This is a genomic window from Marinobacter sp. EVN1 (assembly GCF_000475375.1).
Taxonomy (GTDB): Bacteria; Pseudomonadota; Gammaproteobacteria; order Pseudomonadales; family Oleiphilaceae; genus Marinobacter; species Marinobacter nauticus.
The window spans coordinates 1-21,202 of the sequence record NZ_AXCB01000012.1 but is presented as its reverse complement, the minus strand read 5'-3'; the positions used below and the strand labels follow the sequence as shown (position 1 = coordinate 21,202).

Annotated in this window: 17 protein-coding genes; 7 read left to right on the top strand and 10 right to left on the bottom strand. The window is 58.1% G+C overall.

Going from position 1 to position 21,202, the window contains the following annotated elements; all coding sequences use genetic code 11:
* Positions 1-62 precede the first annotated feature (62 nt).
* Entirely contained in the window at positions 63-917 is an 855-nt protein-coding gene (gene purU / locus Q674_RS25165; RefSeq protein WP_023008141.1) for a formyltetrahydrofolate deformylase, read from the bottom strand.
* A 144-nt stretch (positions 918-1,061) separates the two neighbouring features.
* Here purU and ggt point away from each other — a divergent pair, with 144 nt between their 5' ends.
* Genes ggt through ftsH form a run of 3 tightly spaced genes read left to right on the top strand, consistent with a single transcriptional unit; the run spans position 1,062 to position 5,013 of the window.
* Complete coding sequence (gene ggt, locus Q674_RS25160; RefSeq protein WP_023008139.1) at positions 1,062-2,822, top strand: gamma-glutamyltransferase; 1,761 nt, start codon at positions 1,062-1,064, stop codon at positions 2,820-2,822.
* Between the two features lie 44 nt (positions 2,823-2,866).
* Positions 2,867-3,115, top strand: coding sequence for a YkoF family thiamine/hydroxymethylpyrimidine-binding protein (locus Q674_RS25155; protein WP_023008138.1), 249 nt, complete (start codon positions 2,867-2,869; stop codon positions 3,113-3,115).
* Positions 3,112-5,013 (top strand): ATP-dependent zinc metalloprotease FtsH, encoded by a 1,902-nt coding sequence (ftsH, locus tag Q674_RS25150; protein WP_023008137.1) that lies wholly within the window; start codon positions 3,112-3,114, stop codon positions 5,011-5,013. The genes Q674_RS25155 and ftsH overlap by 4 nt, the downstream gene beginning before the upstream one ends.
* 27 nt (positions 5,014-5,040) lie before the next feature.
* Here ftsH and Q674_RS25145 read toward each other — a convergent pair whose 3' ends face one another.
* From Q674_RS25145 to yghU, 3 genes are read right to left on the bottom strand one after another with little or no spacing between them, the layout of a single operon-like run.
* Positions 5,041-5,916 carry a universal stress protein gene (locus Q674_RS25145; protein WP_023008136.1) on the bottom strand — a complete coding sequence of 292 codons (876 nt, stop codon included), beginning with the start codon at positions 5,914-5,916 and terminating at the stop codon, positions 5,041-5,043.
* Positions 5,891-8,296, bottom strand: coding sequence for a Lon protease family protein (locus Q674_RS25140; protein ID WP_023008135.1), 2,406 nt, complete (start codon positions 8,294-8,296; stop codon positions 5,891-5,893). The genes Q674_RS25145 and Q674_RS25140 overlap by 26 nt, the downstream gene beginning before the upstream one ends.
* Before the next feature lie 16 nt (positions 8,297-8,312).
* Entirely contained in the window at positions 8,313-9,185 is an 873-nt protein-coding gene (gene yghU / locus Q674_RS25135; RefSeq protein WP_023008134.1) for a glutathione-dependent disulfide-bond oxidoreductase, read from the bottom strand.
* A gap of 146 nt (positions 9,186-9,331) precedes the next feature.
* Here yghU and Q674_RS25130 point away from each other — a divergent pair, with 146 nt between their 5' ends.
* Genes Q674_RS25130 through Q674_RS25120 form a run of 3 tightly spaced genes read left to right on the top strand, consistent with a single transcriptional unit; the run spans position 9,332 to position 13,685 of the window.
* On the top strand, positions 9,332-10,069 hold the full coding sequence (locus Q674_RS25130) for an ABC transporter ATP-binding protein (protein WP_023008133.1): 738 nt from the start codon (positions 9,332-9,334) through the stop codon (positions 10,067-10,069).
* A gap of 4 nt (positions 10,070-10,073) precedes the next feature.
* Positions 10,074-12,449 carry an ABC transporter permease gene (locus tag Q674_RS25125; protein WP_023008132.1) on the top strand — a complete coding sequence of 792 codons (2,376 nt, stop codon included), beginning with the start codon at positions 10,074-10,076 and terminating at the stop codon, positions 12,447-12,449.
* 27 nt (positions 12,450-12,476) lie between these two features.
* Positions 12,477-13,685, top strand: coding sequence for an efflux RND transporter periplasmic adaptor subunit (locus tag Q674_RS25120; protein ID WP_031209799.1), 1,209 nt, complete (start codon positions 12,477-12,479; stop codon positions 13,683-13,685).
* Between the two features lie 61 nt (positions 13,686-13,746).
* On the opposite strand, the gene Q674_RS25115 is transcribed toward Q674_RS25120, so the two are convergent.
* The 5 genes from Q674_RS25115 to Q674_RS25095 form a co-directional block, all read right to left on the bottom strand.
* Positions 13,747-14,433, bottom strand: a complete 687-nt coding sequence (locus Q674_RS25115) for a PEP-CTERM sorting domain-containing protein (protein WP_014421834.1) — start codon at positions 14,431-14,433, stop codon at positions 13,747-13,749.
* A 151-nt stretch (positions 14,434-14,584) separates the two neighbouring features.
* Positions 14,585-15,778 (bottom strand): peptide-methionine (R)-S-oxide reductase MsrB, encoded by a 1,194-nt coding sequence (gene msrB, locus Q674_RS25110; RefSeq protein ID WP_023008130.1) that lies wholly within the window; start codon positions 15,776-15,778, stop codon positions 14,585-14,587.
* Between the two features lie 96 nt (positions 15,779-15,874).
* Positions 15,875-17,341 carry a sensor histidine kinase gene (locus Q674_RS25105; RefSeq protein WP_023008129.1) on the bottom strand — a complete coding sequence of 489 codons (1,467 nt, stop codon included), beginning with the start codon at positions 17,339-17,341 and terminating at the stop codon, positions 15,875-15,877.
* 2 nt (positions 17,342-17,343) lie between these two features.
* Positions 17,344-18,045 carry a response regulator transcription factor gene (locus tag Q674_RS25100; protein WP_023008128.1) on the bottom strand — a complete coding sequence of 234 codons (702 nt, stop codon included), beginning with the start codon at positions 18,043-18,045 and terminating at the stop codon, positions 17,344-17,346.
* Between the two features lie 151 nt (positions 18,046-18,196).
* Positions 18,197-19,015, bottom strand: a complete 819-nt coding sequence (locus Q674_RS25095; protein ID WP_023008127.1) for an NAD(P)H-binding protein — start codon at positions 19,013-19,015, stop codon at positions 18,197-18,199.
* 138 nt (positions 19,016-19,153) lie between these two features.
* On the opposite strand from Q674_RS25095, the gene Q674_RS25090 reads away from it, so the two are divergent.
* Positions 19,154-20,137, top strand: coding sequence for an AraC family transcriptional regulator (locus Q674_RS25090; protein ID WP_023008126.1), 984 nt, complete (start codon positions 19,154-19,156; stop codon positions 20,135-20,137).
* A 416-nt stretch (positions 20,138-20,553) separates the two neighbouring features.
* On the opposite strand, the gene Q674_RS25085 is transcribed toward Q674_RS25090, so the two are convergent.
* Positions 20,554-21,202 (bottom strand): DUF4336 domain-containing protein (locus tag Q674_RS25085; protein ID WP_031209797.1); only part of this gene is annotated, 649 nt, incomplete at its 5' end.

The following is a 21,202-nucleotide window of genomic DNA, read 5'->3' as shown; positions in this document are numbered from 1 at the left end:
TCTTCAACAAGCCGCCAAGCATACCACAGACCGCCCCCACCGGGGGCAACTGTGGTAAAGCCTTAATCAAACACCACGGTCTTGTTTTCGTAGGTAATCACGCGGTCTTCAATGTGGGACCGCAGGCCCCGGGCCAGAACATTTTTCTCCACATCCTTACCCAGGCGAACCATGTCTTCGATGGAGTCGCTGTGACTGATCCGAATGACGTCCTGCTCGATGATCGGACCCTCGTCCAGATCCTCGGTGACATAGTGGCAGGTGGCACCAATCAGCTTCACACCCCGGCTATAGGCCTGATGGTAGGGACGGGCACCGGCGAAAGATGGCAGGAAACTGTGGTGAATATTGATCACCTTGCCGGAGTACTTTCCGCACAGCTCGGCAGGCAGAATCTGCATGTAACGGGCCAGCACCACCACGTCGGTATCGTATTGCTGGAACAGCTCGTCGATATGGGCGAAGGCCTCAGCCTTGTTCTCTTTGCTCACCGGCACATGGTGGTAAGGAATCTCGTGCCACTCCACCATACGGCGAAGATCATCGTGGTTGGAAATCACCGCAACGATCTCGCAATTGAGCTCTTTGCTGTGCCAACGGTGCAACAGATCGGCTAGGCAGTGTGATTCCTTGCTGCACATCAGGATAACCCGTTTGGGGCGCGCGGAATCAGCAATGTGCCAGTTCATGTTGAACTCGCGGGCAATCGGCTCAAAGGCGGCACGGAACTGGTCCAGCCCGAACGGTATCGATTCGGCCTTGATTTCATGCCGCATGAAAAACCAGCCGGCCTGGGTATCGGAGTGGTGGCTCGCCTCGGTAATCCAGCCGTTATAGGTGGACAGAAAATTACTCACCTTGGCAACAATCCCGACCCTGTCCGGGCAGGAAATAACAAGACGATAGGTATGCTCCATGAAGCCTTTCCTTAACTTGAATCCGGGGAAAGCGGGCGCGAAAGGAAACCACAAACCGGACATTCACGGCGATGGTCGGTACGCACCGGTAAAAATGACCGGCTATGATAGCCTATCTGACAGCCAGAAACGAGGAATCCGACCATGGACAGAGTGATCTACAGCCCCGCTTCGAAAATCAGCCACAGGCGGCTCTGGAGAGCGACAGCCGCGCTGATGCTTTTCCTGCTCGCCTACAACACAAGTGCCAACGAACAGGCCATTCTGGAAGGGGAACGTTTCCATCCGGTTCAGGGCACCCAGGGTATGGTTGCCACCAGCCACACCCTGGCCACAGAGGTTGCCCTGAAGGTATTGAAAGACGGGGGCAACGCCATTGATGCCGCTGTTACCGCCGGCTTCGCCCTGGCCGTCACCCAACCCCGTTCCGGCAATATTGGCGGTGGCGGCTTTCTGGTCTACTCGCCCGGTTACGGCGATGCCCCGGAAGCCATTGATTATCGCGAAACCGCACCGGCTGCAGCCACCGAAACCATGTTTCAGGATCAGGACGGCAATGTCGTGAGCGAGCGCAGCCGGTTCAGCCATAAGGCCGCCGGGGTACCCGGCACCGTAGCCGGGCTGGCGCTGGCACTGGAGCGCCACGGCACCCTGAGCCTGAGCCAGGCCCTGGCCCCGGCTATTCGACTGGCCCGGGAGGGTTTTGTGGTACCCCACCGATTCACCGAAGGCCTGGAGCAGGCCCGGGACCGCCTTGAACGCTGGCCAGCCACCCGCGCAACCTTCTATAAAGAGGATGGATCGGCCCCACAACCTGGCGAAGTGTTTCGCCAGCCGGAACTGGCCGACACCCTCCAGCGCATTGCCGAGCAGGGTATAAAAGGCTTTTATGAAGGAGAAACCGCCCGGTTGATTGTGGCGGAAATGCAACGGGGCGAGGGTCTGATTACTCTGGAAGACCTGCGCAACTATGAACCCGCCGTTCGCCAGCCGGTCCACGGCACCTATCGGGGATTTGATATCTACTCCATGTCGCCGCCCTCCTCCGGCGGCACTCACATCGTGCAGATCCTCAACATTCTGGAGGAATACCCCATCGGCGACTGGGGGCACAACTCCGCAAACACCATCCACCACATGGCCGAGGCCATGAAACTGGCATACGCAGATCGCTCGGAATACCTGGGGGATACAGACTTCGTAGCTGTGCCGCTGCAAGGGCTGACCAGCAAGGGCTACGCCGACCAACTTCGCGCATCCATCAAGGCAGACAAGGCCCGGCCCGCCAGCGAGATCGCGCCTGGAAAACCTGGGCCCCGGGAAAGCCCGGAGACCACACACTTCTCGGTGGTGGACCGCTGGGGCAACGCGGTATCAAACACCTACACCATCAATTTCAGCTATGGCTCGGGCATTACCGTGGCCGGTGCCGGCTTTCTGCTCAATAACGAGATGGACGATTTCAGCGCCAAACCGGGGGTTCCCAATGCCTATGGCCTGATCGGCGGCGAAGCCAACAAAGTGGAGCCAGGTAAACGCATGCTCAGCTCCATGTCGCCGACCATCGTACGGAAGGACAACCGGAATTTCCTGGTAACCGGCAGCCCCGGCGGCTCCCGGATCATCACCACCACCTTGCAGGTGATCATGAATGTGATCGACCATAATATGAACATACAGACAGCCGTCAGTGCGCCGCGTATCCACCACCAATGGTTACCGGACGAGATTCGGGTGGAACAGGGTATCAGCCCGGACACTCTGGACCTGCTACGGGCGCGAGGGCACACCATCAACACCGGCTCGGCCATGGGTGCCATCCAGAGCATCCTGATTGGCGAAGACGGCACGCTTTACGGCGGAGCCGATCCCCGGCGCAGCACTTCGTCTGCCATGGGATTCTGAGCCATTCAATATTGACCGGGCGCATCCCGGACAGGAGGTAACTGATGTATCTTTCCGTACAACTGAGCTGCTATCCGCTCAAGGACGACTACAAACAACCGATCTGGGATCTGATTGCACGCCTGGAACAGACCAGCCTTGAGGTCCACCCTGGTCGCATGAGTACCGAGATCTTCGGCGAGTATGACGAAGTGATGAAGGTGCTCTCAGACACCATGAAATGGTCTTTCGAGACCTACGGCAAATCGGTGTTTGTAGCAAAAATCATGGAGGGTGACCGGAGGCCGAGATGACACCCAGCAAAGAACCCGGAAAGCAGGACCAGACACCGCAGCCGCAACCGACGATACCCAACCAGTACTCGTTTCTGTGGTTGAGCGCAGCCATTTTCCTGATGTTCCTGTGGCTACAGGGGAACAACCAGCAGCAACAACAGGAACTGGCCTATTCCGAGTTCAAACAGGCCGTCATAAGCGGCCAGGTTGCCGAAGTTACCCTGCGCACCGAAGAGATCAGCGGAAGCTTTACGGATTCCGGTGCCAGCCGGTTTGCCAACGACAGCCGGCCACCGTCGAGCAGTTTCATAACGCTCAGGCCACAGGTGGAAGACCCGGAGCTACTACCACTACTGGAAAGACAGGAAGTACTGGTTCGAGGCTCCCGCTCCGGCCGCCCCTGGTGGCAGGAGCTGATCCTGGGCTTCCTGCCCTGGATCCTGTTACTGGCGCTGATGTTCTGGTTCTGGGGTGCCGCCCAGAAACGCATGACTCAGGGCGGCGGCCCCTTTGACTATGGCAAGTCCAGGGCCCGCCGCGCCCGCAGGGAAACCTCCACCACGACACTGGACGATGTAGCGGGCATTGAGTCCGCAAAACGGGACATTTCGGAAATTATCGACTTCCTGAAGTCTCCGGATAAGTATCGTCGTCTGGGCGCCGTGATGCCTAAAGGGGTTCTCCTGGTTGGCCCGCCGGGCACCGGCAAGACTCTGTTGGCGCGGGCCATTGCCGGCGAGGCGGAAGTCCCCTTCTTCAGCATCAGTGCCTCCGAGTTTATCGAAATGTTCGTGGGCGTTGGCGCGGCACGGGTTCGGGACATGTTCCAGACGGCTCGCAAGGAAGCCCCGGCACTGATCTTTATCGATGAGCTGGACGCCGTCGGACGCTCACGGGGAGCTGGCCTGGGGGGCGGCCACGACGAGCGCGAACAGACCCTGAACCAGATCCTCACGGAAATGGACGGTTTCGAGGCCCATGAGAACGTTCTTGTGCTGGCCGCCACCAACCGCCCGGATGTATTGGACACCGCTCTGCTGCGCCCGGGCCGGTTTGACCGGAAAATCACCCTGGACCGCCCTCACCGGGAGGCCCGGGAAGCTATTCTGAAGGTACATGTGCGCAAGGTGCCGCTGGCTGCGGATGTGGACCTGACGCAGGTGGCCGCACGCACGACCGGCTTCTCCGGCGCCGACCTGAAAAACCTGGTGAACGAAGCGGCCCTTACAGCCGCCCGCGACAACCTCGTTGAGGTAAACAACCACTGTTTTGAAGTGGCCCACGATCGCCTGATTCTGGGTGAGGAAAGGGACGCCCAGTTAACACCGGAAGAGCGTGAAGCCGTGGCCTACCACGAATGCGGGCATGCCATTATGGCCTATTACATGCCCAAGGCAGATCCTCTCACCAAGATCACCATTATTCCCCACGGCATGGCCATGGGAGTGACCGAACAGACCCCGAAAGAAGACAAATACAATTACACCGAAAGTTACCTGGAGGACCGCATCAAGGTGATGCTGGGCGGGCGTTCTGCCGAAAAGATCATATATGGCGAAGTCAGCACCGGCGCCCAGAATGACCTGAAAGAAGCCACCAAACTGCTGAGGCGAATGGTGGGCCAGTGGGGCATGAGCGAAAAGATCGGCCCGCTCGGCCTGGGCATTGGCGAAGAACACGTATTCCTTGGCCGGGAAATGGGCGCGCCCCGGGAGTACAGCGAAAAACTCGCGGAAATGATCGACTCGGAAATCCAGTCGCAATTACTGGCCTTTGAAGCCTTTACCGTGAGCTTCCTGACCGAACACCGGCAGGAACTGGATGCCCTTGCCAGAGCCGTCATGAAAAGGGAAACCCTGTCAGCCGGGGAAATAACCGAGGTGCTGGAGGAAGCTCGCAGCCGGGAGACCGCCTGAACAACTGCCGGCACAACAGCGGTTTGCTCAGGGCGTGATGGTGACCGGTAGATTCAGCTGGCAAAGCAGGGACTCCGCGCCTTGCTGTTCAAACAGGCTGCACTGACGGCTGATCACCAGCTGTGCTGCTCCCTCCTCCCGCACGGCCCTCGCCATGGCAGCAGCACCGGCTTTGGGCAAACGCCTGACCCGGGCAGCAATGCCCCCGGCTTCAAGCATGGCTGCAAGCTCCCCAAGCAATTCGGGATCATCAGCGGCGTCTGAGCGCACCAGAACCGTCAGCGCCCGCTGCCCACGCCTGGCCAGCTCCACGCCTACCCGCACAGCCCGATGATTCGCGCCCTGATCGTGGTTCAGCAACACCACCACCCTGCCCGGTGGTAATGAGCGCGATTCCGGCCACAACAGCACATCTCCCGGCGCCTGCCGTAACAGGCCCCGCGCGGTTGAGCCCAGCTTGAAAGATGAAATACCGGACCAGCCAGCCCCGCCGAGCACCAACAAATCATCAGGCTGTACCAGCCCCAATACCTGCTCTACCACTTCACCCCGGCATAATCTCAGTGCCTGGGCCACACCCCAGGGCGCCAGGGTTCGCTCGAGAGTACGGCGAAGCTTCTCTGCAGTTGCCTGCATACGGACTTCCAGAGCGTCGACATCCATGGGCCTCGCCACGCCGGAACTCCGGCCCACTTCCCGGGCAAAACCGTAACCGGCGCTACGCAGCAGGCTTACTTCCTCCACAAAGATACCCAGAACTTCGGCTTGCTGCGCACGTGCAATGTCTGCCGCAGCCTCCAGGGCTGCCAGACTCCGCCTGGAACCATCCAGCAACACCAATATCCGCCGGGCTACGGCGGGGGCTGGCTCCGGAGTTTTATGACTGACCGTTGTGTCCGCCATTGCCATTATCCTGACCCGTGTCTTTGTCCTTGCTTTTGCCAACCTCGGCAAACGCGGCCAGCCTGTCTGCCACGCGTCGGTTAAAGCTGCACTCAGGGAACACGCCATCAGCATCCGGTTGCCCCGGCTCCAGGCCCGTCAACAACTCAATGGCCTGGTCGATATGGGTAACGGGATAAATGGAGAACCTTCCGTCCTGCACCGCTTCCCGCACCGATTCATTCAACATCAGATGCTCCACATTGCTGGCCGGCAACAAGGCACCCTGGCTGTTTACGCCGCCGTCCTGCCGGCAGACATTGAAGAAGCCTTCAATCTTTTCGTTGACGCCACCCACCGCCTGCACCTCACCATGCTGGTTCATGGAGCCGGTAACCGCCAGGGACTGCTTGAGCGGAACGCCGGCGATGGCGGACAACAACACACAGGTTTCCGCCACCGAGGCAGAATCCCCTTCCACGCCACCGTAGGATTGTTCAAAGGCCAGACTGGCCGACAGTGAAAGCTCATTCATCGGCGCATAACGATTGGCCAGGAACCGGGACAGAATCATCACCGCCTTGCTGTGGATCGGCCCACCAAGCTTGGCTTCCCGCTCGACATCCACCACCTGGCCCTTGCCAGGGCGCGCCGTGGCGGTAATTCGGGTGGGCTGACCAAAGCGGGTGGCGCCTAGCTGCAGTACCGATAGACCATTCACCTGCCCCACCTGCTCGCCCTGAGTGGCAATCATCACCACACCCCGGCGAATCTGCTCCAGACTGCGCTCACGGACCCGGCTCGCCCGGTAGTCCCGCTCGTCAATGGCCTGCTGAACATGGCTGGCGCACACCTGCGGGCTGTTGGCCACACCAGCCCAGTGGTCCGACTCAGTGAGCAGATCTTTCAGTACACGATCGTGGGCCGTCAGCTTGTTCTGATCGCTGGCCAGACGGCTCGCGTGTTCAATCAACCTGGCAACCGCCTCCCTGTCCAGGGTTCTTACGCCAGCCGACCGGGCCATAGTGGCAATCATCCGGGCGTAGAGTAAGTAGCTGGCCTCATCCCGCTCCATGTCGTCCTCAAAATCCGCTTCCACCTTGAACAGGTCCAGAAAGTCCGGATCGTAGTGGGACAGCAGGTAATACAACATCCGGTCGCCAAGCAGCACCACCTTTACCGAAAGCGGAATCGGCTCCGGTTGTTGGCTTACCGTGGTGGCGAGGCCATACAGGCGCTCCAGGGATTCGATGCGGATCTCGCCGGAAAAGAGTATGCGTTTGAGGCTTTCCCAGGCCATCGGCTGCGACAGTACGCGCAGGGCATCCAGAATCAGGTAGCCGCCGTTGGCCCGGTGCAGAGACCCGGCCCGAATCAAGGTGAAATCCGTGTACAGGTTACCCTGGTGGGCCCGGTGTTCGATCTGGCCCGCCAGGTGCTGGTGGTTGGGAAGATCTTCATAGATGACGGGGGCCCCACGGGTCTCGGCATTATCCACCAGCAGATTCACCCGGTAACGGTTCAACAACCCTGCCGGTGCGCCGTTTTCGGTATCCTGAAAGGCCTCGGCATGCTCCACCACATCCTCTCGAACCGCGTCCAGGTGCGCGACCACGGCCGGCACATGCGCCCACTTCTCGCGCAGCTCACCCATGGGCCCGCCCAGGGTAAGCTGGACCATTTCCTCATTCAGGGCATGGACCCGCTCCCGAACTTCCTTGCGCAGCCGGGGCACCTGCTGTATGGCCTGCTGCAGCTTTTTCTGGAGGTCTTCCACCTTGGATTCCACCAGTTCCTTTTCTTCATCGGAGAAGGTCTTGTATTCCTCAGGCTCGATCACCTCGCCGTTGCGCATGGGCGCAAAGGTGAAACCGGCCGGGGTGGTGAGCATGGCAATATTATTGGCGTTTGCCTCTTCCTGAATCTCAGACAGGCCTTGCTGCTGGCGCCGGGTAACCTCTTCCTGCAGTTCCTGAATACGGGCCTGGTACTCCTCGCTTTCAAAAGTGGCCGGTATGGTGGACTTCAGTTCGTTGGCCAGTTCGCTCATATCGGCCTTGAATATGCGACCTTCCCCCGGCGGCAGCTCGATGGCCCCGGGTTTGTCCGATTGCTGAAAATTGAACACATGACACCAGTCCGACGGCACCGGTTTTTCCGCGGCATGGCTGGCCAATACCCGCCGTACCAGCTCATGCTTGCCGGCACCGGAGGGCCCCAATACGAACAGGTTAAAACCCTGGGCCTTCATGCTAGCCCCGAATTCCAGGGCACGCAGTGCCCGATCCTGACCGAATGGCAGAGCCAGATCTTCCAGGCTTTCCGTGGTTTCAAAATCCAGTTTGTCCAGCGGGCACCGATGGTAGATCCGGTCTTCGGTAAGTGCGTCGGGCAGAGCCATCCGTCCTCCTTATGGCTTAGGCGTTGCCTTCCAGTTTGTCCTGGGTGCGCAAATCAAAATCGCTGGCATCGTGCCGCTCGTGCAGCTGGGAGGCAAGATCACCCCAGGCCTTGTTCACCATACGGCCACGCTTTACTGCCGGGCGTTGGGCCACCTCGTCGGTCCAGCGAACCACGTTGGTATAGGTGTGGGCTTCCAGGAATTCGGCCGCCTCGTACACCATGTTTTTCACCAGGGCTCCGTACCAGGGCCAGATGGCCATGTCGGCGATGGTGTATTCATCACCGGCAATGTACTGGTTATCCGCCAGCTGACGATCGAGCACGTCCAACTGGCGCTTCACTTCCATAGTGTAGCGGTTGATGGGGTACTCGTACTTTTCTGGCGCGTAGGCATAAAAGTGACCAAAGCCGCCTCCCAGGAAAGGCGCACTGCCCATCTGCCAGAACAGCCAGTTCATGGTTTCGGTGCGTTTGGCCGGGTCCCTGGGCAGAAACGCATCAAACTTTTCCGCCAGGTAGAACAGAATGGAACCAGACTCAAAAACCCGGATGGCCGGGTCCACACTGCGATCCAGCATGGCAGGGATCTTGGAGTTGGGATTCACCTTCACGAACCCGCTGCTGAACTGATCCCCTTCGGTGATTCGAATCAGCCAGGCATCGTATTCCGCCTCCTTTATGCCTTTTTCCAGCAGCTCCTCAAGCATGACCGTTGCTTTCACACCGTTGGGCGTTGCCAGGGAATAAAGCTGGAACGGATGCTCCCCCACCGGCAGCTCTTTTTCATGGGTAGGGCCGGCGATGGGGCGGTTGATGTTAGAGAACTTGCCGCCGTTGTTCGGATCCCATTTCCAGACTTTCGGAGGTGTGTAAGTTGGGTCACTCATTCCGTTTTCTCCCATTGGCTTTACAGGGTTAGTGGCATGACTGTAACCGAATCCGGCACGGGTACGCACGTGGAATACGTCTGCGCGGGATCAATAATCGGTGATCGGTATTGGGCTATACTCGGCTCTGGATCAACTGGACTGCAATGGAACCTGCCATGGCGTGTCACGCCGACCGGACCGCTCCTGTCTTTCAAACGAAAGGCCTGACCAAAACCTACCGTCAGGGCGATGTGGAAGTACATGCCCTGCGGGGGGTCGATATCAGCCTTTATCCTGGGGAGCTGGTAGTGATGCTTGGCGCCTCAGGCTCAGGCAAATCCACGCTTTTGAACATTCTGGGCGGACTGGATGTGCCCACCACCGGCGAAGTTCGTTATCAGGACATCGACCTGGCCGGCGCCTCAGACCGGGAGCTTACCCGCTATCGCAGGGATTATGTCGGGTTCGTGTTTCAGTTCTACAACCTCATCCCCAGCCTGACCGCCCGCGAAAACGTCATCGCCGTGACCGAGATTGCCCGTGACCCCATGGCGCCGGAAGAAGCCCTGGACATGGTGGGCCTGGCCAGTCGCCTGGACCATTTCCCGGCTCAGCTTTCCGGTGGCGAGCAACAAAGAGTGGCCATTGCCAGAGCCATATCCAAGCGACCCCGGGTGCTGCTGTGCGATGAGCCTACCGGAGCCCTGGACTCGGCCACCGGTATACTGGTCCTCGCGGCATTGGAACGGGCAAACCGGGAAACCGGCACGACCACGATAATCATCACCCACAATGCTTCAATCGCGAACATGGCGGACAGAGTGATCACCCTTTCAGATGGCGTGATCAGCGGTGAGCACCGCAACTCAGAACGCCAGGACCCGAACACCCTGAGCTGGTGATGCCATGATTTTCGGGCCGAGCGTACTGCACACCAAACTGAGACGGGAAATCTGGCAGATGCGCGGCCAGCTGCTGGCGATCGCGCTGGTGATTGCGGGCGGGATCGCGGTTTGCCTGATGTCCCTGGTCAATTACTCCTCCCTGACGGCCACCCGGGATCAGTACTATCAGGAGCACCAGTTTGCTGATGTTTTCGTTTCGGTAAAACGGGCCCCCCGCCATGTGCTGCAAACGGTTTCCAAGCTACCGGGTGTGACCCGCCTGAGCGGCCGGGTGGAAGGCGCCGCAAAGCTCAGTCTCCCCGATTACGATGAACCTGTGTCGGCCCACCTGGTGTCTGTTCCTCCGGCCGGCCAACCCGAGGTAAACCAGCTGTATGTCCGGCAAGGTCGACTGCCAAGCGCCACCCACGCCAATGAAGTCGCAATCATTGGCAGCTTCGCGGATGCGCACCAGCTCACTCTGGACGACAGTTTCAACGCCATCATCAATGGCCGACAACAAACCCTGAAAATCGTGGGCATTGTCGAGTCGCCGGAATTCATCTACGTGATACCTCCGGGGGGCATGCTGCCGGATTATCAGCGCTTTGGCGTGCTCTGGCTGAATCAGGAAGCACTGGCCGCCGCCATGGACATGCGGGGTGCCTTCAACAGTCTGGTGCTGCAGATCGACCCGCGGCATCCTGTGGAAGATGTGATCGACCCACTGGACCGGTTGCTGGCGCGCTACGGCAGTACCGGTGCGTTCGCCCGGGCTGACCAGTTCTCACACCGTTTTCTCAGTGACGAGCTCGAGCAGCTGAAGGCCATGGCGATTATCTTTCCGTCCATTTTTATGGGCGTCGCCATGTTTCTGCTCAATGTGGTGGTGACACGCCTGATCAGTACCCAGAGGGAAATCGTCGCCATTCTCAAAGCCTTCGGCTACAGCAATGGCCAGATCGGCTGGCACTATAGCCAACTGGTGCTGGCCATTGCGTTTACCGGGCTTGCCATCGGCTGCGCCAGTGGCCTCTGGCTGGGGCATCGGTTGGGAGAGCTGTATATGGATTACTACCGCTTCCCTTCGCTACTGTTCCGAATCAATCCCTGGTGGCTGGCGTTACTGGCCCTGATCAGCATGGCAGTTGCACTGCTCGGCGGCTGGCGCTCCATCCGCGCTGCGGCCGCCCTGCCCCCGGCGGAAGCCATGCAGCCCGAGAGCCCCGCCCGATACCGGATTACCATTACCGAACGGCTGCTGGGCTGGGTGCGCTTTCATCAGCCTTCACGCATGATCGTCAGGCAGCTCGCCCGCAAGCCAGGCCGAACCGCCCTCTCGGTATTTGGCATTGCCATGGCCACGGCCATCGTGGTGGTGGGCAATTTCCAGTTCAGCTCTGTTTCGCTGATGGTGCACACCCAATTCGCCCGGGTGCAGAAGCAGGACCTGACCGCCACACTCACCGACCCGGTCAACCCGACCGCACTGTACGGAATGGCGCGCCAATCCGGTGTGCGTTACGTCGAAGGACGCCGGGCCGTTACCGTAGAGCTGGTTAACGAACACCGCAGATGGCGCACGGTGCTCACCGGCTTGCCCCGGGACGCCAAACTGCAATTTGTGGTTAACCAGGATCTGGAGAACGTGGCCATTCCTGCTGCCGGCCTGTTGGTAACCGACTTTCTGGCCAAGGCCCTGAATGTTGAGACCGGAGACACAGTTCGGGTGCGAGTGCTGGAAGGCCGACGCCCGGAACTGGACCTCACGGTGGCTGGCGTTACCAGCGAGTTCCTCGGTGTGGGCGCCTACATGAATCTGGCCGCCATGAACAAGGCGTTTCGCGAAGGCCCGAGAGTGAACCAGATGCTGATGAATCTGGCGCCGGAGCAAACCAACACCGTCTACCAGGCACTCCGGGATACGCCGGGAGTGATGGCCACCAATCTGCGACAGGCAATGCTCGACAGCTTCTTCGAGACGCTCGCGCGCACCTTCCTGACCTACACCTTCATCATCAGCCTGCTCGGCGGCATTATTGCTTTCGGTGTGATCTACAATACCGCGCGGATTTCCCTGGCCGAACGGGGGCGAGACCTGGCGAGCTTGAGAGTACTGGGGTACAGCCACAACGAAGTCGCCCACATTCTGCTCGGGGAACTGGCCATACTGCTGTTACTGGGAATTCCTCTGGGTTGGGCGATTGGTTTTGGACTGGCAAGTTTTGTGGTTACCGCGATGCAGACCGAACTCTATCGCGTTCCTCTGGTCCTGACCGTCCAAACCCTGGCATTGGCGGCCAACGTGGTCATTTTGTCGGCATTGATTTCCGGCTTCATCACCTGGTGGCGACTTCGTAAACTGGACCTTGTCGCGGTTCTGAAAACCCGGGAATAATGCACACACACTCACATGGGACCCAACATGGCGACACAACGCATCTCAAAAGGAAAATGGGCCTTCTGGCTTTTGATGGCCTCACTAGCCGCCATCGTCTTCGCGCTTATCCTGCGGCCAGAGCCCGTTTGGGTTGACCTTGCCCCCGTCGAGCGCGGCCCCATGGAAGTGACCATTCTTGAAGAGGGCAAAACCCGGGTCAAAGATCGCTATCTGATTTCCTCCCCCGTGGCCGGCTATATTCACCGGGTTCAGCTGGACGTAGGCGACGCGGTGATTCCCGGGGAGCTACTGACGTTTGTGGACCCGACGCCCGCCAGCATCCTGGACGCCCGAACCCGCGCCGAAGCCGAGGCTCGGGCAGCCGCCGCCCAGGCGGCACTTCAATCCATCCAACAAAAGGTTCAGGCGGCGGAGGCTGATGCTGAGTTCGCTCAGAATGAATACCAGCGCCTACTCGCTCTGGAAGAATCCCGCTTTGTCTCCACCGAACAGTTACAACAGGCGAAATCCACGGCAGCCCGGGCACAGGCTATCCTGCGTTCCGCCCGCTTTGATGAAGAGGTGGCCGCCCATGAACTGGCCGCCGCTCAAACCCGGCTGCAGATCTCAACCGCGTCCTCCAATGGCCAGAAACCTGCCGAGCGGGTCGCCGTGCGCTCTCCGGTTAACGGCGCGGTTCTGGCTCTAGTTCGCCAGAGCGAGGGCGTCATCCAGGCCGGCGAGCCGATACTGGAGGTCGGAGACCCTGGCGCTCTGGAAGTGGTGGTCGAGGTCTTGAGTTTTGATGCCGTCAAACTGGAACCCGGCCTTGGCGTGCGACTGAGTGGCTGGGGCGGGCCGGTACTGGAAGCAACGGTTCGTCGTATCGAGCCTATCGGTTTTGAGGATGTATCCGCTCTGGGCGTGGAAGAACAACGGGTTCAGGTTATTGCCGATATGGTCAGCCCACGGGAGCAGTGGCGACAGCTGGGAGACGGCTACCGGGTGGACGCTGACTTTATCCTGTGGCAAAGCGAAGACACCTTGCAGGTACCCACCTCAGCGATCTTCGAATACAACGGCGCTTCTGCGGTTTTCATGGTTGAGAGCGAAACGGCTAGACGCCAGACAGTCACGACAGGACCATCCAACGGTTTAATGACCCAGGTAACGCAGGGACTGCAGGAGGGCGTTCGGGTGGTCCGGCACCCCGGCCGTGGCCTGGAAGACGGCGATCAGGTCCGGGTGCGTTAACGCAACCCCCTGAATGGAACGAAGCCGGCACATAGTGTGCCGGCGTCCCTCTTCAATGGGATCAGGCTTTCGTTCTGCGCGAGAAGCCCAGCCCAGCCAGACCAAGGCCGAGCAAAAGAAGGCTGGCTGGCTCCGGCACTTTCGCGGCGGACGAGAAGGAGGCTGAAAACGCCAGGTCGCCGTAGTTCGACCCGGAACTCCAGCTCTGGGTATCCCAGGTACCGGCACTATTGCCGTTGTTCTGCCAGAAAAAGCCACCGTCCAGATAGGCAGACTCGTCACGCAGGGAGCCTGCAGAGGCGGTACCAGTCTGGCCATCGAACAAGCCGGTCGAACTGATAAACGCGATGTAGTCGTTACCCCCGACAAGATTCAACCCGCCGGTGTTGAAGGTAAACTCTTCCATACCATCAAGACCACCGTTGTTGGTTGAGGACACAGCGGCACTCTGGAAAAGCACGGAGCCGGTCGCGCGGGTGGTGGCAGCATCCCAGTCCATTACATAGAAAGCAAAGTCCACGTAATCGGGGTTAACTCTGTCGTTCAGGAAGAACGTCCAGCTATCCAGCTGGGTTTCAGAACCGCCCACCTTGAAGGTTTGTCCGTACGTAGCACTGTTAGATTCACCGAAGGCGGCTATTTCGCTGGAGCCATTCCAGCCAGATACGGTTTCGATAACACCCGCGTTGGCAACGCTGGCGAGCCCGGACACTGCAACAACAGAAAGCGCTTTGCCCAACTTGTTCATCTGTACTTCCTTATTTGGTTCTTCCAGAGATAATGACGTTGCCAGCAAGGAAGCACATAGCGTGCCTATTTATATCTTATTGATATTTAAAACCTTTATTAGAACATAAAGCCAGTCATGTAAATTATTCCGACGCTATTATCGCGCAATCTTACTCGACAGCGTCGATCCATTTGCCATACCCCGCGGCTTCCATTTGCCCCAGCGGGATGAACTTCATGGCCGCGGAATTCATGCAATAGCGCAATCCCGTCGGTGCCGGACCATCGTCAAAGACATGGCCCAGATGAGAATCCGCATGGGCACTGCGAATCTCCGTCCGGGTCATGAAAAACGACTTGTCCTCACGTTCTACCACTGCCTCTGGCGTAATCGGGCGAGTGAAGCTCGGCCAGCCGGTACCGGACTTGTACTTATCGCGTGAGGAGAACAGCGGCTCACCGGAAACGACATCCACATAAAGCCCCGCCCTGGTGTTGTCCCAGTATGTATTGTTGAAGGCGGGTTCAGTACCATCCTCCTGCGTGACCTCATACTGCATTTCCGTCAAACGCTGCCGAAGAGTCTTGTCATCCGGCTTTTGAAAACGTTCGGGGTGAAACCCCCCGCTTGCCGCCGCTTCTGTCGGATCGGCCTCCGCAGGCATCGAGTCATTGACTCCGTTATTGGGCTGATAGCGCGAGAAGTCCAGCTCATAATCCTCGCCATAGACCTCTTCAATAAACTGATAACGCCCCGAATTGAAGGTATAGAACTTGTAGCGGACCGGATTCTTCTTGTAGTAGTCCTGGTGGTATTCCTCCGCCGAATAGAATCTCTTGAGCGGCTCAATGGGGATCACCACCGGTTTGTCATAGACGCCAGAAGCCTCCAGTGCCTGCTTTGCCGCCTCTGCGAGGCGCTTCTGCTCCTCGTTGTGGTAAAAAATGGTGGGCCGGTACTGCCGACCACGGTCAACGAACTGGCCCTCCAGGTCGGTCGGATTCATCATTCGCCAGAGGCCGGCCAGCAACCCCCCATAGGTCATTTTGTCCGGGTCGTAATATACCTGGACGGCTTCAGTGTGGCCTGTACGCCCGGAAGAGACCTGTTTATAGGTCGGACTTTTTTCTTCTCCACCAGCGTAGCCAGACACTGCCTCGACAACACCAGGAATCTTTTCGTAGCCGGCTTCCACGCACCAGAAACAGCCGCCAGCAAAGGTCGCCACGGCCAGATCCGGATCATCCGGTGCATAGGCATTACCTGCACTATCCACTCGCTCTGCTGCCACCTGTGCCGCAAAAAGACCGGCGGCGGAGACCAGCGCCAGGGCGGAAAACAGGCTTATAACTTTGCATTTCATGACACTTCTCCTCGCTTGAATCCATAATCACAGCCTAGCGATCTGAATTCACAAAAACGTTCAGCAACTATCACAAATCTATAACGCAGCGGAAAGCTAGCTGGAGGAAGCTAACGGTAGCCAGAGGGTAAAGACAGCACCGTTCGCATTGTGCGCTGAGAGCCTGCCTTGCTGCAGGACGACCAAGCGCTGGGCGATCGCAAGTCCCAGGCCGGCATGGCCGGTGCGTTCGGCTCCGGCGGCCTGGTAGAAGGGGTCAAACACCTGGCCAAGGTCTTCTTTGCGGATGCCAGGCCCACCATCAGCAACAGTGATCGCTGCTCCACCATCCCGTACTGACATCGTGAGTATGACTCTTGTATTCCGCGGAGAATGGTCGATGGCATTGCTGATGAGATTGTCCAGAACCCGCTCTGTCATCGCGATATCCGCCAGCACGCTCTCGGTCTCTGTCGCCGAAATGGTGAGCTCAACACCAGCTCGTTCTGCCGCAGGCCTATGCTTCTGAACGACGTCGTAGAGCAACTCAGCCATGACAAACGGCTCGATATCCGGCTGTTTTTCACGGGCGTCCAGGGCGGCCAGCTCGAACAACTCCTCAACCTGCCTGCCCAACCGGTGTGTTTCTGACAGGGCCACCGCCAGGAACCGGCCTCGCTCTTCGGCTTCCAGGGTCTCATGCTTCATCCGCAGCGCTTCCAGGTAGCCCTGAATAGACGCCAGCGGTGTTCGAAGATCGTGAGACACCTGAGCAACCAGCTGTCGACGCTGGGCGTCTTTGTGCTTCAGGAGATCCAGTTGCGCCACAATGCGTCGCGCCATGAGATCAAACCGAGAGGCCAGGTAATCAATGTCGTCGCCCTTCTCGGCCAGTGGAGGACTCTGCTCAGAGGACAATTCCCGTTCAAACGACTCCACCCGTTCAGTCAGCCGGGACAGCCGCCGCGTTAACATTCGGAAGAACACCAACCCGGCCAGGAGCCCGACGAGCAGGCTCACCGCCAGGGCGCCTGCGCCCATCTGCAACAACCGGTTGCTGTGCACCATGCTCTCCGCGAGGTCGAATTCTTCACCCCTCAGAACCACATAAAGGTAGCCGGCAGGGTCGATTGCCGAGGGAACGGGGGTCACAGAGAAGACTTTTTGCCGATCGTGACTACGAGGGTCGTCCCCCGGCAGAGGATAGGCGTCCGGGTTTTCGAGCAGTGTCTGGATTGGCCCGAGGGATACCCGATTACGCTTGATTCGGTCCGGATCGGCGGAATAGGCAAGAATGGCCCCATCGGTATCCAACAGGTAAATCTCAAGGCTGGGATTGATCGTCATATACAGCTCGAACAGCTGCTTCAGGGCATCCCGATTCAACTGGCCATCGGTGACCAGGTTTCGGTCAGAGACCAGATTCTGCGCCAGATTCCGGTTCAGTTGCTGGTTAACGGCAGCCGAATACTCCCTGACCGAGGCCAGGCTCAGCAAAGTGAATAGCCCGCCCACCACCAACAGCAGCAGGAACAGACCAATGGCCAGCCTCGCATACAGGGTTCGAAGCACGGAAAGGCCCATGGTTAATCCATAAACCGATAGCCCACGCCCCAGACCGTCTGAACGTAACGCGGTTCGGCCGGATCGGGCTCAATCTTGTTACGCAGGCGGTTGATATGGGTGTTTACGGTGTGCTCGTAGCCGTCGTGATTGTACCCCCAGACGGCATCCAGCAATTGGGCCCGGCTGAAAACCCGGCCACGATGGGAAGCAAAGTGCCACAGAAGATCGAACTCACGGGCGGTCAGATCGAGCTCGCGGCACTCCAGGAAGACCCGGCGCCGAGCCGGATCAATCCGCAGCCCGTCCGCCTCGATCTCCGCCACGTCGTCTTCGGGTGAGTTCTTCCGGGAGAGCGCGTCCACCCGCCGGAACAGAGCTTTGATGCGAGCGGACAGTTCCGCCACGCTGAAAGGCTTGGTGAGGTAGTCATCCGCCCCCATTTCCAGCCCCAGCACCCTGTCCAGCTCGGTGCTCTTTGCGGTCAACATGAGCACCGGCACATAGTCCGCACTGGAGCGTATTTCCCGGCACACCGCCAGGCCATCCAGGCCTGGAAGCATGAGGTCCAGAATCACCAGATCAATACCACCGTCCCGGAACCGCGCCAGGCCGCTGTCGCCCCGGTCCCGCAGAACCGCAGTCATGCCCAGGTCGGATACCTGCATGCGGACCAGTTCGCCGATACCGGGATTGTCTTCGATTATCAATACCGTGCGCGGCATGCAGCTGAGTGCTCCTTTCGGTCAACACTGGCTGTCAATCCAGTATTATCGTCAGTCCTCTGAGTCTATCGTGGAAAGTTCACAAAACCATAAACTTCTTCATAAACTCCGGACACAGACAATATCGAACCTCAAGCAAGCGATCACCCAATCACCACACCCCCATAGGCACAACATCAGCAACATAGTCCCTGAACCGGCGCGCAGGCCGCCCCAGCACTTGTTCAACCGTTGGAGTGGTGCTTTCATTGCGGCCATCAAGAATGTTCACAAACAGTTCGTTGATCAGCCACGCCATGTCGTCTGCCATACCCTGCGCCCTGGCGCCATCCAGATAGGCCTCCACCGGTAACGGCGTAAACCGGATCTCACGGCCACTGGCCGCAGCAATCGCATGCACACACTCCTCGAACGAGAGCAGCTCCGGACCGGTAACTTCCAGTACCTGGTTTTTCAATGCGGGATTGGTCAGCGCCGCTACCGCCACACTGGCCAGGTCATCCACATCGATGAATGGTTCCCTGGCGTTGGGCCTGGGCAACACCAGCTCACCCGCCTGCAGGCCCTGCAGCATAAAGCTTTCACTGAAGTTCTGCATAAACCAGCTGGCGCGAACCACGTTCCAGTCCAACCCGCTGCTTTCCAGTACCTGTTCTGCCCGCCGTGCACCCGCCTCTCCACGCCCCGACATCAATACCAGGTGCGCCACACCCTGCTGTTTAGCTTCCGCCACAAAGGCACGCACATCCGTTTCCGCCGCCGGCACCGCGAGATCCGGGAAATACGTAACGTAGGCAGCACGCACTCCCTGAAGTGCCGCGGCCCAGGTACTGCGGTCTGCCCAATCGAAGGGGATGGGAGAAGAGCGTGACAGGCCGCGCGCCTCCAGCCCCATCTCACCCAGTTTTGCCAATACCCTGGAACCGGTCTTACCGGTGGCGCCAACAACAGCGATGACTTCTGATTTCATGGCCTGGTCCTCGTTTAACGATCAGTTTCTGATGAGGGTGCTAACCCCCGAAGATTCCAGTTTACGAGGACAAAAACCGATGCTTAATGCTCTTTAATCCACTATATTTTGCAGATCGTCCAAAACACGTGAGAAACAATGATCCCTGAACTTGAGCGCCGCATGCCGACAACCTCCGATCCACTCGGCGAGACGCTGTGCTCACTTCGTATGGACGGTACCGTCTACGCGACTGCCGAACTGATTACTCCGTGGGGAATGGAGATGCCGCCGCTCGGCGGCAAAATGATGTTTCACATCGTCACCCAGGGAAGCTGCTGGTTGCGTTTCAAAGACCGGGATAGCCTGCTCCTTAAAACGGGCGACATGGCGCTGGTACCCAAAGGGGAAGGCCACTGTATCTCCCATAGTAACAATCAGCCGTGCGAACCCTTTTTTGATATTCCCGTCACCCGGCTGACAGACCGCTTTGAGTTCATGCGCTATGGCGGGGCCGGCACGGAAGAACAGCGCACGGGCAAAGAAGAAACCCGACTGACCTGCGGCGTGCTTGGCTTCGACCAGATTGCGGCTCAGAAGCTCATTCGTGAATTGCCACAGTGCATTCACATAAAAGGCGACGATGGCACCCTGCCCGCCCAGCTTACAACGCTGATACAACTGATGGAGCAGGAAGCCCGCGCACTATCACCCGGCGGGGTCACGGTGATGGCCCACCTGGCAGATATCATCGTGATTCAGGCCATACGACACTGGATCAACTCCAGCACGGAAGCCAGCAAAGGCTGGCTGGGCGCGCTGAAAGATCCGAAACTGGGCAAGGCTCTGGCGGCCATACACGCACATCCTGAGGCTGACTGGACAGTCAGCCGGCTTGCCAGGCACGCGGGCATGTCCCGCTCGGGGTTCTCCGCCCGGTTTACCGAGGTGATAGGCACTTCAGTCAAACAGTACCTGACCGAATGGAGGATGAACCTGGCGCGACTCAGAATTGGTCAATCACCCGTGACACTAACTAAGCTGGCTGAAGAGCTGGGGTACCAATCCGAAGCGGCGTTTTCGAGGGCTTACAAGCGGGTTTTCGGGGTGCCACCACTGCGGCGGAAAGGCTGCGAAAGGTAAACACATAATGAGCCCGATTTTCCCGCCCACGGCTCTATGGTTCAGACTGGAGTACCTCAGACCGATCCCTCTCGTACTCTTCGTATGACTTACTGGAACGTTCGATGCATTCATCATACTGAGGGGGTGGCACACTGACACATTCCTGTCGGTTGTTTCGCTGCACATTGTCATACACGGCTTTGCTGCTACAGCCAGCAACCAAGACACACACCAGCAGTAAATACTGAGTTTTAGTCACGTTCTTCATCCAGTTAGTCCGTAACGTTAGTGGTATAGGAACCAAAGGGGGGCACCAACGCAAGCCCCCCAAACTAAAGCTCTGTGCCTTAAACACTTAAGCAGCTCTTCAAACCAAAACCGCCAAGCATTGAGAATCCCTTTTAGATGCCTTTTTCGACTTTTTCAAATATTACTCATGCTAACCATTTGAATGACTGCTGTAAGAACTCGCCTGCATTTTCAGTGACTATCTCACCATGAGCCATAACCAACAGTTGCGGCTTCCAAGACAACAACCTATCTAGGTGTTTCCGTGCGTCCGCTTTACCAAACATGAAGCTTAAACGCCAGTCCAAAGGCATCTTCCCATGAGGGGCAAGTATACCAACACCCTTAGCCACTACCCGTTGCCAGTAGTTAAAGTCCTGACCAGAAAAGTTCTCAACCAGGTCAGTAACAATCAACGTTCTTGAACTGCTATGGTAAAACACACATTCTTCCATTAATGGAGAACCAGAAAACAGTTCTTGTTCAATGTCTGGGGCCCAAGCATAGCCTTTCGAGTTATCAAGCGAGGCATGAAACGAGATATCGCTACGCTTTTTAATCACTTCGTTGGTGCCATAGACTTCTGCGTTCGGATAGGCGGCAACCCATGAAGATAAGAACAAGTGGTGTAAATGATTGGGTGCAATTAAATATTTTACACAGCCTAAACTGTCAATTTTCTCTATAACTGATTCAGATAATTTGATTGGGCTATGAATCCACAGGTCTCCACTGGAAAGTCTAACGACGGTCATTCGAGTGGAAAAAGGCAAACCTAAGGAGGCTCTGAATAAG